Genomic DNA, 12,888 nt, shown 5'->3' with positions numbered 1-12,888 from the left:
TGGCGACGTTGTTAGCAGAACGTCAGCAAATTAATCCGTTAGCTATTAGAGAAGCGGATAAAGTGGAAAGTATGAGGAACAAAGCTGAACTTCAGGGGTTGCCATCTTCGACCATAGATGCATCGGAGTACGCAATTGGTAATGTTGATATATTTGGTGGTTGAAGTTATCAGAAAATACGGAATATTCTAAATTGTAGTAACACGTATTAGATGTGAATCAAACCACCTATTAAGGGTAAACGTTATTTAAGTCATAACACGCAAAGGGGTTAGGCGTAGTCGAATATTATGGCGATGTTGGGAGAAGTGGTTTAAGGACTAAAATAGAAATATAGAGTTAGGAGATTTTGGTAATGTCATTAGTGATTGCAGATGAATTTTTAGACGCTTCCCAGTTAACCCCTACGGAATTTTTACAGGAGATTGCATTACATTTATTTGAGTCGGGGCGATTAACTTTTGATTATGCAGCTAAAATGGCACAAATGGAGTCTGATGCTTTTCGGGATTTACTGAAGGCACGTAAAATACCTTTATATCATTATGATTTGGAGGATTTTGAGATTGATTTACAGAATTTACAGGAGTTGGGAAGATTGTGATTATTAGTGATACTTCTGTGATTACTAATTTAATTAGTATTGAACATATTTTTCTATTACAGGCACTTTATGAAAGGGTGATTATTCCTCAAGCAGTTTATGAAGAATTATCAAGGTGTCATCCGCTATTTTTAAGCGAAATACAAGCAGAAAGGTCTCCTTTTTGGGAGGTTAAAACTGTGAAAGATAAAAATAAAGTATATGAATTAAAACAACAAGCTAAGTTAGATAATGGGGAGTCAGAGGCTATTATTTTAGCATTGGAGTTAAAGACTGATTTATTGTTAATTGATGAACGCAGGGGAAGGGCTGAGGCACAACGGTTAGGAATTAGAATTACGGGATTATTGGGGGTTTTATTAGAAGGGAAAAAGAGGGATTTTATTGTGTCTGTAAAGCCTTTGATGGATAAGTTGATTGAAAATTCTACTTTTTGGATTTCTCCGCTTTTATATGACAAGATTTTACTTTTAGCACAGGAAAAGGAAGGAGAATAATAGGTAATTATCAGGGTTATCAAAAGTATAAAGATTCTGGTGTTGAGTGGTTGGGTGATATTCTTGAACATTGGGAGGGCAGGCAGATCCGACTAAATTTATGAAGCAGATAAGGTGGAAAGTATGAGGAATAAAGCTGAACTTCAGGGTTTACCATCTTCGACCGTAGATTCATCGGAGTATGCAATTGGTAATATAGATATATTTGGTGGGTGAAGTTATTAATAAGGAAATAAATTGCTATGGTTCAAACAATACAGGCTAAAGACATCACATTGCTGGAATTAGAGACAGAATTTCAACTTCAATTAGTTGAAGATGAGCAATTTTTTACAGAATTGTTTGGTGACTTGCCAGAAATTACACAATTAGAAAAACAACAACTTGATAGAGTTAAGGCCAGTTATGCCAATTTGCTTAAGTACCCACCTCTACTTGAAAATACTGTAAAAATGGTGGTGTTGTCTCCCCTGTTAGATTTAGCAGACTTTTATCTATCTCCATTTCATGTTAAATCAGAAAAATCTGTAGAAATTGCTGCTGAAGATGCTGGTGTTACGGTTAAAGGACAGATTGATGTCTTAGTTTTGTTTGAACAGCTAGTAGTAGTAGTGATTGAATCTAAACAAGCAGCTTTTTCTGTGGAAGTAGGTAAAGCCCAGATTCTTGCTTATATGTTGGCAATTTCTAAACCCGACAAAGCAATATATGGACTAATTACTAATGGTGGTAGTTTCATCTTCGTCAAGTTGATTAATGAAAACATACCAAAGTATGGTTTTTCTCGCTTGTTTTATATTTTCAATCCGGGGAATGAATTGTATACAGTTTTGTCAGTATTGAAAAGCTTAGGTCAACTAGCAAGAAATATTCATAATACAAAAGTATTATAAAATAACAAGTTGCCCACATTATTATGGAGTTTCTAGGATGACTAATTTCACGGCTTTACAAGCAACATTTATCAAAGATGATATTTCTATCAGGTTAAATAATTTAAACAACCACTTCAAACAAATTCAGGGTTTATTACAAGACGGTAATAATAATGATGTCGTAAAAAATTTGATTAGAGAAACAATGTATTTTATTGAATGGATAGCTCCAGATGTAGAATTTGACCATGCTTTTGAGTTAGCTAACTTAGGGCGCTTTTTCACACGCTGGTTGTTTAAGTGGGAGCAAATCTGGAACAACACAGAAGCCAGAGATCAAGTTAATCAAGAACTTGGCATTTGGAATGACCGTGTTTTGCAAATGTCACAATTACCTGTAAAACAATCTTAATATGACTCAAACACCATTACCACAACCTCAACTAGAACCTTGCGGTATTACCTCAGACCAATATTTTGAATTTACCCCAGAAAAACTAGAACTGAGTAACGGATATCTGGGTTACGGTGGACAAGACGAGCTTGGATTTCATTTGTCCGTACTTACTAACATGGGGTTATTAAAAGCAGTACAAAATACCAATTTATCATTGTGGGTAGAAGCCCTAGACTGTGTGGTGAGAGAGAAATTAGCAAATATTAATGCTGAACCAGAAATGGCAGAAGCTATGCTAAATAGATTTAATCAAGCTATGGCAGACTTGGAAGCAGTGATAAATTATTTGAGAGAATAACGCATCTTTTGGATTTTCCTCTAAGAATTTTTTAGTTTTTATGTACTATAAAAGTTTTCCTCTAAGAATCTAGTAGTCTGTCAAAGACATTTTGACGGGTTGTAGAAATTGAAAAACCTTGTATTTCATTATTTTTGGCAAATTTATATCCGTCATTTAATCCTTGACAGACTACTAGGCAGTCACGGCAACTGCCCAAATAGTTAATTAAAATTATCGAATCGTCGCAAATCCCAAGGTAAAGACCGTCGGCTTTGTGTATACCCCAATAATGGGTGTAGTTCACGGTATCTGATGATTCTATGTAATTAAAAATCTTGATGTCGCTTGGTAGATATGTACTATAATTTTACTCTTATTGTCTTTAAAATACAACTTTGTGATGACTGCACTCCGCATAATTTGAGCAAACAATGTCCACTGTACCAAACCCGACTTTCCAACAAATTAACGCTTCTGTTCCCCAAGAAACTATTACAGGAGTAGTAGAACGGCTTACTTTTTACTCAGGTGAATCTGGCTACACAGTGGCACGCTTAACTCGCTCCAGTATCAAAGATTTAACAACCATTGTTGGCAGCTTTGCTAATATTCAGCCAGGGCAAACACTACAACTAACGGGTTTCTGGCGTGAACATCCCCAATATGGATCACAATTTCAAGTAATCAATTATAAAGAAACTAAACCAGCTACACTTACAGGGATTGAAAAGTATTTGGGCAGTGGATTAATAAAAGGTGTGGGACCCGTCACAGCAAAGCGGATTGTTGCCCACTTTGGAACAGAAACTCTGGAAATCATTGAAAATCAAATTGACCGTTTAATTGAAGTTAACGGCATAGCGAAAAAACGGATTAAGTTGATAAAAAACGCCTGGGAAACTCAAAAAGCCATTAAAGAAGTGATGGTGTTTCTGCAAGGGCATGGTGTTTCTACTATCTATGCAGTCAAGATTTATAAACAATATGGCGATAAAGCGATCGCTGTAGTTACCAATAACCCCTACCAATTAGCTACTGATATCTATGGTATCGGGTTTCTCACTGCTGATAAAATAGCCCGTAATTTAGGAGTTCCTGCTGATTCTCAGTTTAGATATTGTGCCGGACTTGTTCATGCTTTAAGTGAAGCTGCCGAAGATGGTCATTGCTATCTACCACAACCGGAACTAATGGAATCGGTAATTAAACTGCTGACTACTGAATCTCATGAACCAACCGAAGAAGCGATCGCTCAAACTATCACAGACATGGCTTTGAAAGATGAGTTAATTAGAGAAAAGGATGGGGATACATTACTTTGCTACAAGCCTACTTATTTTCACACCGAGCAGAATCTAGCAGAATTGATAAATCAACGTCTGAGTCAGCCTATCACCACTGATATTCCTCGTGTTCGTGCTTGGCTAGAAAGATTTACACAAACTCAAAAAATTGAACTTTCCCAACAGCAAGAGGAAGCTGTAGAAATGGCTGCTTATTCCCCGATCATGATTCTTACAGGGGGTCCAGGAGTTGGTAAAACCTTCACTACCCATACCATAGTCAGTTTATGGAAGGCAATGGGAAAATCCATTGCGTTAGCTGCACCAACGGGAAGGGCAGCACAAAGACTAGCGGAAATGACTGGTTTAGAAGCAAAGACCATACATCGTTTATTGGAATTTGACCCCAGGAGTAGAGGTTTTAAAGCCGATAGTGATAATCCGTTACCTCAGACAGCAATTATTGTTGATGAAGCCAGTATGTTAGATTTGTTTTTAGCATACGCCTTAGTCAAAGCAGTTTCCGTCGGCGCACAACTTTTATTGGTAGGAGATATTGACCAGTTACCGTCAGTTGGACCAGGTAGTATCCTTGCTGACCTGATAAATTCTGGCAGAGTGCCAGTGGTGCGGCTAACTCAGGTATTTCGTCAGGCTCAACAGAGTGCAATTATTACCGCAGCCCACGAAATTAACCGGGGACAGTATCCCACAATTGAACCAATCAGTAATTCCCCAGTTTCTGACTGTTTGTGGCATGGAGGGGGATTTCAGCCAGAACACGGTGTACAAACAATTTGCGAATTAATTACAGACTTAATCCCAAAATTAGGATTTAACCCCGCTACGGATGTACAAGTGCTTTGTCCGATGTCAAGGGGATTAGTAGGTACTCGCAATTTGAATACTGTATTACAGGAATTAATTAATCCTAAAAGTCTCGATAAGGTAGAGATTACTAGGGGTGGGATGACATTACGGGTAGGTGATAGAGTAATTCAGCAGACTAACGATTATCAAAGAGAAGTGTTTAATGGTGATTTAGGAATTATCGCAGACATAGACACTGTTGAACAAGAGGTAAATGTGCAGTACGGGGAACGTTCTGTAGTTTATGATTATGCTGACTTGAATGAAATTACTTTAGCTTGGAGTGTTTCTATACATAAATCCCAAGGTTCTGAATATCCGGTGGTGATTTTGCCTTTTTATATGCAACATTATATGATGCTGAGTCGGAATCTGCTTTATACAGGTTTAACTCGTGCTAAAAAGTTAGCAATTGTGATTGGGGCAAAAAAAGCTATATCCTTGGCTGTGCGTTCTACAGATGATATGCGACGATATACACGGTTACAAGAAAGGTTGGCACTGTTAGGTAAACCTTAATGAACTACTGAAACTAAATATCTATTTTCGTGGATAACCAAGAATATTTAGTTAAAGATTTGAGGTTTTCAATTTAAATGTGTTTCTTTCATTTGTTGCGGGAGCGTATACCGCCGCCGTTGGAAGCTCACATCTTGCACCAATAAAAAATTAATATTTTTTTACTCAGTATTAAATCAAATCTATATATACTTACTTTAGTAATTAGTACTTTTGCCTTGCTACTTACACGCAAAAAACTATAAATTTAAAGGTAGTAAATGAAACTTTTTACAATTGGTGACAGTATTTCTCAAGGCTTTATGTCTTTGGCAGCAGCCCGAACAGACTTTTGTTTTTCAACTTTGATTGCTAAGTCAATGGGGCTAACAGTTGGTGCTGAATATCTGTATCCTGAATGGTTAGTGGGCGGACTACCAGCCAATATTGAGAAGATTTTACGGCGTTTGGAGAAAAAATATGGCTCAGATATCAACGCCTTAGATTGGCTGACCATATTACCAACTCTTGAGGGGGTACTTGATGAAACTGAAGATTACTATGAACGGGAAGGAGGTAGTGCTGAACAGCCTTATCCAGGAGGAATTGAATTCTTCCACAATGTAGCAATTCAGGGCTTTGATATTGCTGATTCTTGGATGATCACGCCCAAGGTTTGTAAGTATCAAATTAAACTTAGTAATGACAAAGGAGAGGGTAAGGATAATTTCTTTGGTCTGCCCAATGCTGTTTTCTACCGGACTGCACTTAAAGTTCTCAACCCGTCTTTAAATCCTATTTTTGATAACTATAGTCAACTAGATTGGTTGAAGCACCATCATACAAGCACTCCACAGGGAGTTGAGAATTTAATTCTCTGGTTAGGAGCAAACAATGCGCTGGGAACTGTAATCAGTTTAGAAATTAATCAAACTCCCAATGACCCAGATCAGATTCTCAACAACCCAAGCCAAGATGCCAAATCATTCCGTGAGGTAAGAGAACAATGGAACCTGTGGCATCCCAATGATTTCGAGGCTGAATATCAACAATTGCTTGATCGGGTTGATGTCATCATGCAAAGTAACAGCAACTCCGATTGGAATGTCTTCATTGGGACAGTACCGTTTGTAACTATTGCGCCATTGGCAAAAGGCGTGGGACCAACCACTGAAATTGATAGAGAGGGAAAACCTTCAACTTACTACAAATACTACACTTATTTTCCCTTTGAAGAGGATACGGTTAGAGAAACCGGAACCCTATACCTGACGCTACAAGATGCTGTCTACATTGATGACTGTATTCGCACATACAACAAAGTAATCAAAAAACTGGTTGATAGTAAGAACAGTAGGTATCCGAAACCACGCTATCACATTGTTGATCTTGCCAATGCATTACAACAAATTGCCTTCAAGCGAAATGCTGGACAAGTGCAGTACGATTTTCCAGAATACTTCGATTTTGCCTATCCCCAGGTCAACACCAAATACTACCACGCAGACACTACTGGGCGACTACGACAAGGTGGACTGTTTAGTTTAGATGGCATTCATCCATCTGCCATCGGTCAAGGGCTGATTGCTTATGAATTCCTTAAAGAGATGAAAAAAGTTGGAGTTGTTGATAGCACGGAACTAGATTGGCAGTCGATATTTTCTAGTGATCAACTTTATTCTCAACCTATTACTTTGATGCATGAGTTTTACGATAATAAAGAATTTGCTGAAACCATTATCAAGCTGTTCGGCAGAAATCCACTTGCTAGAAATACAACTATGACTAGAAGACTTGGTTAAGCTAAAAAACTTAATCCTAGATTGCCTCTAGTCATAGCTTCGTACTTATTTCATTGAAGTCAGAAAATTAAACGCCGTAAGACACTGTTAACCGTTACCAACTAGATGACCGCATATCTTACGGCTTGGTTGCTTTCGCTCAACAGTTCTACCGTTACCTACTCTAGACTCAGCAAGTTTATTGTGATTAACTTTGATGGTGGTAGTTCGGCTGTTACCAATTCTGATTATGGCTTGGGCTGGTATATCAGGTACGATGACTGACATCAATGTTAGAACTGCTAAAATCTTGGCTAGAGAACGAGATGAAATCATAATTGCCTCCAAGATTACATGAAAAAATCAGTAGAAGAGGAAAATTTTTGAAACTTAGCAAGTTTCTAAGTCTTAAAGGATGGTGTAAAAGTCAAACGGAGCCAAAAATAATGCGAGTCGTCGAACCATTTTTTATTACCTATGTATTCACACGTTTCAGTTTGCACGGCTCAGATTCCCGATTTCTTTAATAAGTCAGGAATCTTGTTATTTAAAACATGGCAACTATACTTGCAATAGTCGCAACTGTTGCCTTTCCTTCGTTAGACCCTAACCAGCGCAAGAATTGTTCTCCTCGGTCGAAAACTCTCCATCGTGGGTTGTGCTGTTGTAATATGGCGTAACCTCGGACTCGACTCATAATTTCTGAAGGAACATTCTCACTCCAGTTATCATTTCGCTGACATTTACCAATGAGACAACCATCCACACCATAGGAATGAACACCTGAAGCCCAAATTGGTCGCTTGTTGGCATCAACCAGTATTATGCTTGCTGCTCCTGTAAAACCAGCTAGTTTTACCTTAGTACGAGTATTAGTTACAGCAGAGAGTTCGCCCTTTTTAGTTAAAGTGAATGATGTACGCATTCGACCATTTGCTACTGCATCATCTCTGTCACCTGTGATAGGAAAGGCAACAGCAACTTTGTTGCTAAAATTGAAACTTTTAAGAGATGTTTGGGCTTGAGCATAAACGGGAATTTGAGTTGATAAACAACCAATGGTTACAACGCCAAATAGAGGAATTATTGCTTTGAACATAGACATAGTTTTAGTCCTATTTTTTGTGTACTTAAATCGAGAATTTGGTGTCGCTGAATAAAAGTATGAAAATCTTATATAGATTAGAATTATTCATATTCAAATTCAGCAATGCCGAAAATTTTAGCTCCTGTAGATTGCGTTTATTTTGAGCCAAAGCAATCTACAGTATCACTCTTAATTAAGTCGTCCTGTCATAATCCTCACGACATCACCTGCTGACACACAAGCTTTACCCCCGCCAATTTGTTTAGCTAAATCAAAACAAAGGCGAGTTTTATCAAGAGTCGCATTGGGATTGAGTGGATCAAGTGACGTTTCAACGGTATTTGTGAGACTATAAACAGTTACAGAACTCCCAAATTTTTTCCAAACGTGATAGTGCCTAATTTTTGCCCGCATATATAATTTAGTTCCACGCACTTCTAGTGCTTCAACGGTAGACTTCCCACGGTTGCCACGAGCAAAATTTTGCAGATACCCTTCCAATTCCCCTTTGATCGCGTCTTTTACGTTGGGAAACTTGATTTTCCAGTTTGATGCTACACTAATCATTAGTTTTTGGTTAACTGTTGGTGTTTTTAAAAGATTTGCAGCATCAGGATTTGAGTAATCTAATAATGTTAATGTCTTGGCTAATGATGGTGTTGGTAAAGACATTACGGTAGAGGTTATTAACAGTACGCTAAAAGCTCCATAAACTGTATTTCTTTTCATTGCTTAATGCCTCTCAATTCAACTTATGTACTCAAGATACGTAATTATTATTTAGTTGTCGGTAATAAAAAGTTATACAAAGTTATGATGTTTGAAGTTATAATTTGCTTATTACAAATTATTCAAGTTATAAAAAGTTAGTTTAAATATTTATTTGATTAATGAACATGGATTACGAAGACACATTTCTGACAAGTGAAGAAGCAATAAAAATTATTAATACCGTTCTCGATCCAAATTTTTTAGATGATCTGCAACGAGATGTGTTTCGCGAAATGTGGAAAGGATTGACTTATGAGCAAATTGCAAAAAAATTAGGTTATCAGCCTGATTACATGAAATATGTCGGGTTTCAACTGTGGCGGTTATTGACTGAAGCCTTTGGTGAAAAAGTGACGAAAAGTAACTTTCGGTCAGTGCTGCGACGGCATTCGGGGAAAAACTCAAGCCAAGGAGATGAAAAACGCAGTGCTACTGAAGACAAGCTGACACCTCTATGCAGAGAAGCTTCCGAATTACAGCGCCAATGCTACCAAGACTGGGGGGATGCGGTTGACGTTTCTACCTTCTATGGACGTGCGAGCGATCGCGAAATACTCAAAGAATGGATAGTGCGCGATCGCTGTCGCCTGATCACTCTGCAAGGGATGGGTGGGATTGGTAAAACCACACTAGCAGTCAAGGTTGCAGAAAATAGCCGAGATGCCTTTGAGTATATTTTTTGGCGTTCTCTACGCAATGCGCCGCCTATACAGAATATATTGTCAGACTTAGTTAAATTTTTATCTAATCAGCAAGAAACAAATTTACCCGACACTGACGAAGCGCAACTGATGTTGTTAATGAAATATTTAAGCTCATTCCGGTGTTTGATTATCTTAGATAACGTTGAAACAATTCTAATTAGTGGAGCAAGTGCGGGAAATTATCGGGAAGGATATGAAAGTTATGGACAGCTATTTCGGTATATTACTGAAGTATCCCATCAAAGCTGCTTATTACTGACTAGCCGCGAAAAACCGAGAGGTTTAGCCTTGAAAGAAGGTCAAAATTTCCCAGTTCGTTCCCTACAACTTAGAGGTTTAAGTGAGTTAGAAATACACGAAATTTTTACAGATAAAGGTTTTTCCGCATCGCCTGAGCAAGAGCAATTACTAACTGTACGTTATGACGGTAATCCTTTGGCTTTAAAAATAGTTGCAAATACAACTCAAGAATTATTTGCTGGAGATATATCCCAATTCTTAGACTGCAATACATCTGTTTTTGGCGATATTTGGGAACTGTTAGACCAACAGTGTGAACGGTTATCTTATTTAGAAAAGCAAGTAATGTACTGGTTGGTAATCAATCGAGAAGCAGTTTCTATCCCTGAACTACGAGAGGATATTGTACCACCTGTATCGACACGAGAACTTCTTGAATCACTAGAGTCTTTAAAAACGAGGTCATTAATTGAAGCCAGTAATCATGCTGCTAACCATACCATAAATTTTACTCAACAACCTGTTGTCATGGAATACATGACAGAAAAATTAATTACTGCTATTTTTAATGAAATTACTACAGGTACAATTTCTATTTTTAACTCTTATTCCTTAATAAAAGCTACTGCTAAAGACTATATTCGCGAGTCGCAAATATGTTTGTTGGCTAAACCATTAGTTGATAAATTACTAACACATTTTGGAAATCAAAATAGGCTAGAAGATTATTTTTATCAAGCCGTTATTAACTTACGCAAGTATACCCAAATTCAACCGGGATATGCTGGAGGCAATATTCTGAATTTACTCTGCTACATCAGGACAAATTTAGAAAATGCAGATTTTTCAAACCTCACGGTTTGGCAGGCATATCTGAAAAATATTAATTTAAATCGCATCAACTTTCAAAATGCAGATTTATCAAAGTCTGTCTTTACAGAAACCTTTGGCAGTATTTTAGCAGTGGCATTTAGTCCCGATGGCAAAATTTTAGCAACTGGTGGCGTTGCAGGTGAAGTGCAATTATGGCAAGTAACTGACGGAAAACCAATTTTGAGATGGAATGCACATACCCGTTGGATTATTTCGCTGGCATTTAGTCCCAATGGTCAAATGTTAGCCACTGGTAGCGATGATAAAAGCCTAAAGTTATGGGATGCCAATACGGGCATTTGCCTAGAAACATTTCCAGGACATACGAGTTGGGTATTTGATGTTGCTTTTGCTCCGCAAGGCTGCGCGAACAGCCCAGATAGCCAAACTTTAGCCAGTGTTGGTGGTGACAATACAGTGAAATTATGGGATGCCTATAATGGTCAACTATTAAAAACTTTTATAGGCCACTCTGCCCAACTGCACTCCATTAGCTTCAGTCCTGACGGTCAAATGTTAGCTAGTGGTGCAAATGATAGCACTACCAGATTATGGAATGTACATACAGGTGAATTAGTTAAAACTTTTCCAGGACAAAACAATTTTGTACAGGCTGTTGCTTTTAGCCCTGATGGAATAACTCTTGCAAGTGTGGGCGATGACTGTATGATCAAGTTATGGAACCTGATAACGGGCAAACTAATTAATAGCTTCCGAAGTCATGTTTCTTTCGTGCAATCAATCGCGTTTAGCCCTGATGGTAAAACTCTCGCTAGTGGGAGTCATGACAAAACTGTAAAGTTATGGGATGTACCTGCGGGTATTTGCCAGAAAACTTTGCAAGGACATAATAGTCAAGTTTGGTCAATTGCTTTTAGTCCTGATGGGGAAATAATTGTTAGTAGTAGTGACGACCATACTGTTAAGCTATGGGATACTATGACTGGGCAATGTGTAATAACTTTTAAAGGATACACTAATGCATTTCGATTAATTGCCTTTAGCCCCGACGGAAAAACCTTGGTAAGCGGTAGCGGTGACTCCCAGGTGCGATTGTGGAATGTTGAAGCAGGTGTATGTCTCAAAACCTTGCCAGGTCATACCAGTTTAGTTGTATCGGTTGCTTTTAGTCCTGATGGTAAGACTATAGCAAGTGGTAGTACCGCAGTTAAGTTATGGGACTCTAACACAGGTAAATGTCTGAAGACTTTGCACAATCATAATAATTGGGTTTGGTCGGTCAATTTTAGTCCTGATGGCAAAACTTTATTAACTGGTAACGGCGATCGCACTGTAAAATTGTGGGATGTGCAAACAGGCGAATGTTTAAAAACATTGCACGGCCATGGTAACTGGGTTTGGTGTACTGTTTTTAGTCCTGATGGTCAAACTCTAGCAAGTACAAGCGGAGACTATACCGCAAAAGTGTGGGATGCCAATACAGGTGTATGCTTAGTAACTCTCGAAGGGCATAGCAATGGTGTGTGGTCGATCGCTTTTAGTCCTGATGGTAAACTTGCAGCTACCGCCAGCGATGACCGCAGGATAAAACTGTGGGATTTAATTAGAGATAATAGCGATCGCTTACCATCTGGTAAATGTATCAAAACCCTAGAAGGGCATACCAGTGGAGTTTATTTTGTGACATTTAGCCCCGATGGTTCGCTACTGGCTACAGCTAGTGATGACCAAACGGTGCGTATATGGGATGTAAATACTGGAGAATGTCTCAAAATGTTCACAGGGCATACGAATCGGGTGTGGTCAGTGAAGTTTAGCCCCGACGGTGAGATGCTTGCGAGTGCAAGCCACGACGAAACGATTAAACTGTGGAATGTCAGAACTGGCGAATGCTGCAAAACGCTTCAAGCCCTACGACCTTACGAAGGAATGAATATTGCCGGAGTTAGAGGGTTAACCGATGCACAGAAAGCTTCATTAAGGGTGCTAGGTGCGGTTGAAGTTGAGTAAGTGTTGTTTCATTATATTGAAAACAAGTCAAAATTAATACTAAAATTTATTATATCAATTGATAGATGTTGTCATAAATTTTATACCAATGTTTTAG

General features: G+C 38.3%; 11 protein-coding genes. 8 read left to right on the top strand and 3 right to left on the bottom strand.

Annotated elements, in window-relative coordinates; genetic code table 11:
- The first annotated feature begins 355 nt into the window (after window positions 1-355).
- From VB713_RS13455 to VB713_RS13425, 7 genes are all read left to right on the top strand, one after another.
- Window positions 356-604, top strand: coding sequence for a UPF0175 family protein (locus tag VB713_RS13455; protein ID WP_168507997.1), 249 nt, complete (start codon window positions 356-358; stop codon window positions 602-604).
- Window positions 601-1,101 (top strand): DUF3368 domain-containing protein, encoded by a 501-nt coding sequence (locus VB713_RS13450; RefSeq protein ID WP_323312029.1) that lies wholly within the window; start codon window positions 601-603, stop codon window positions 1,099-1,101. The genes VB713_RS13455 and VB713_RS13450 overlap by 4 nt, the downstream gene beginning before the upstream one ends.
- A 242-nt stretch (window positions 1,102-1,343) precedes the next feature.
- Window positions 1,344-1,994 carry a restriction endonuclease subunit R gene (locus VB713_RS13445; protein WP_323312028.1) on the top strand — a complete coding sequence of 217 codons (651 nt, stop codon included), beginning with the start codon at window positions 1,344-1,346 and terminating at the stop codon, window positions 1,992-1,994.
- A gap of 37 nt (window positions 1,995-2,031) precedes the next feature.
- Window positions 2,032-2,388: a hypothetical protein gene (locus VB713_RS13440; RefSeq protein WP_323312027.1), complete on the top strand. Its 357-nt coding sequence runs from the start codon at window positions 2,032-2,034 to the stop codon at window positions 2,386-2,388.
- Window position 2,389: 1 nt separating this feature from the next.
- Complete coding sequence (locus VB713_RS13435) at window positions 2,390-2,731, top strand: hypothetical protein (RefSeq protein WP_323312026.1); 342 nt, start codon at window positions 2,390-2,392, stop codon at window positions 2,729-2,731.
- A 413-nt stretch (window positions 2,732-3,144) separates the two neighbouring features.
- Complete coding sequence (locus VB713_RS13430) at window positions 3,145-5,385, top strand: ATP-dependent RecD-like DNA helicase (RefSeq protein WP_323312025.1); 2,241 nt, start codon at window positions 3,145-3,147, stop codon at window positions 5,383-5,385.
- A 260-nt stretch (window positions 5,386-5,645) separates the two neighbouring features.
- Window positions 5,646-7,166, top strand: coding sequence for a hypothetical protein (locus tag VB713_RS13425; RefSeq protein ID WP_323312024.1), 1,521 nt, complete (start codon window positions 5,646-5,648; stop codon window positions 7,164-7,166).
- Window positions 7,167-7,253: 87 nt separating this feature from the next.
- Here VB713_RS13425 and VB713_RS13420 read toward each other — a convergent pair whose 3' ends face one another.
- The 3 genes from VB713_RS13420 to VB713_RS13410 form a co-directional block, all read right to left on the bottom strand.
- On the bottom strand, window positions 7,254-7,481 hold the full coding sequence (locus tag VB713_RS13420) for a hypothetical protein (protein ID WP_323312023.1): 228 nt from the start codon (window positions 7,479-7,481) through the stop codon (window positions 7,254-7,256).
- 211 nt (window positions 7,482-7,692) lie between these two features.
- Window positions 7,693-8,244, bottom strand: coding sequence for a hypothetical protein (locus VB713_RS13415; RefSeq protein ID WP_323312022.1), 552 nt, complete (start codon window positions 8,242-8,244; stop codon window positions 7,693-7,695).
- 177 nt (window positions 8,245-8,421) lie between these two features.
- Window positions 8,422-8,961: a hypothetical protein gene (locus tag VB713_RS13410; protein ID WP_323312021.1), complete on the bottom strand. Its 540-nt coding sequence runs from the start codon at window positions 8,959-8,961 to the stop codon at window positions 8,422-8,424.
- Window positions 8,962-9,128: 167 nt separating this feature from the next.
- Here VB713_RS13410 and VB713_RS13405 point away from each other — a divergent pair, with 167 nt between their 5' ends.
- A complete protein-coding gene (locus VB713_RS13405) occupies window positions 9,129-12,791 on the top strand; it encodes an NB-ARC domain-containing protein (RefSeq protein WP_323312020.1) in 3,663 nt (1,220 codons plus the stop codon).
- Window positions 12,792-12,888: the final 97 nt, after the last annotated feature.

It is taken from the genome of Anabaena cylindrica UHCC 0172, assembly GCF_034931625.1.
Lineage (GTDB): Bacteria > Cyanobacteriota > Cyanobacteriia > Cyanobacteriales > Nostocaceae > Anabaena > Anabaena cylindrica_A.
This window is presented reverse-complemented; position numbering and strand designations above follow the sequence as displayed.

Coding starts and splice junctions, on each gene's coding strand:
- VB713_RS13415 (WP_323312022.1), bottom strand. CDS start 8,244: ATGTTCAAAGCAATAATTCCTCTATTTGGCGTTGTAACCATTGGTTGT.
- VB713_RS13425 (WP_323312024.1), top strand. CDS start 5,646: ATGAAACTTTTTACAATTGGTGACAGTATTTCTCAAGGCTTTATGTCT.
- VB713_RS13455 (WP_168507997.1), top strand. CDS start 356: ATGTCATTAGTGATTGCAGATGAATTTTTAGACGCTTCCCAGTTAACC.
- VB713_RS13405 (WP_323312020.1), top strand. CDS start 9,129: ATGGATTACGAAGACACATTTCTGACAAGTGAAGAAGCAATAAAAATT.
- VB713_RS13440 (WP_323312027.1), top strand. CDS start 2,032: ATGACTAATTTCACGGCTTTACAAGCAACATTTATCAAAGATGATATT.
- VB713_RS13445 (WP_323312028.1), top strand. CDS start 1,344: ATGGTTCAAACAATACAGGCTAAAGACATCACATTGCTGGAATTAGAG.
- VB713_RS13430 (WP_323312025.1), top strand. CDS start 3,145: ATGTCCACTGTACCAAACCCGACTTTCCAACAAATTAACGCTTCTGTT.
- VB713_RS13420 (WP_323312023.1), bottom strand. CDS start 7,481: ATGATTTCATCTCGTTCTCTAGCCAAGATTTTAGCAGTTCTAACATTG.
- VB713_RS13435 (WP_323312026.1), top strand. CDS start 2,390: ATGACTCAAACACCATTACCACAACCTCAACTAGAACCTTGCGGTATT.
- VB713_RS13410 (WP_323312021.1), bottom strand. CDS start 8,961: ATGAAAAGAAATACAGTTTATGGAGCTTTTAGCGTACTGTTAATAACC.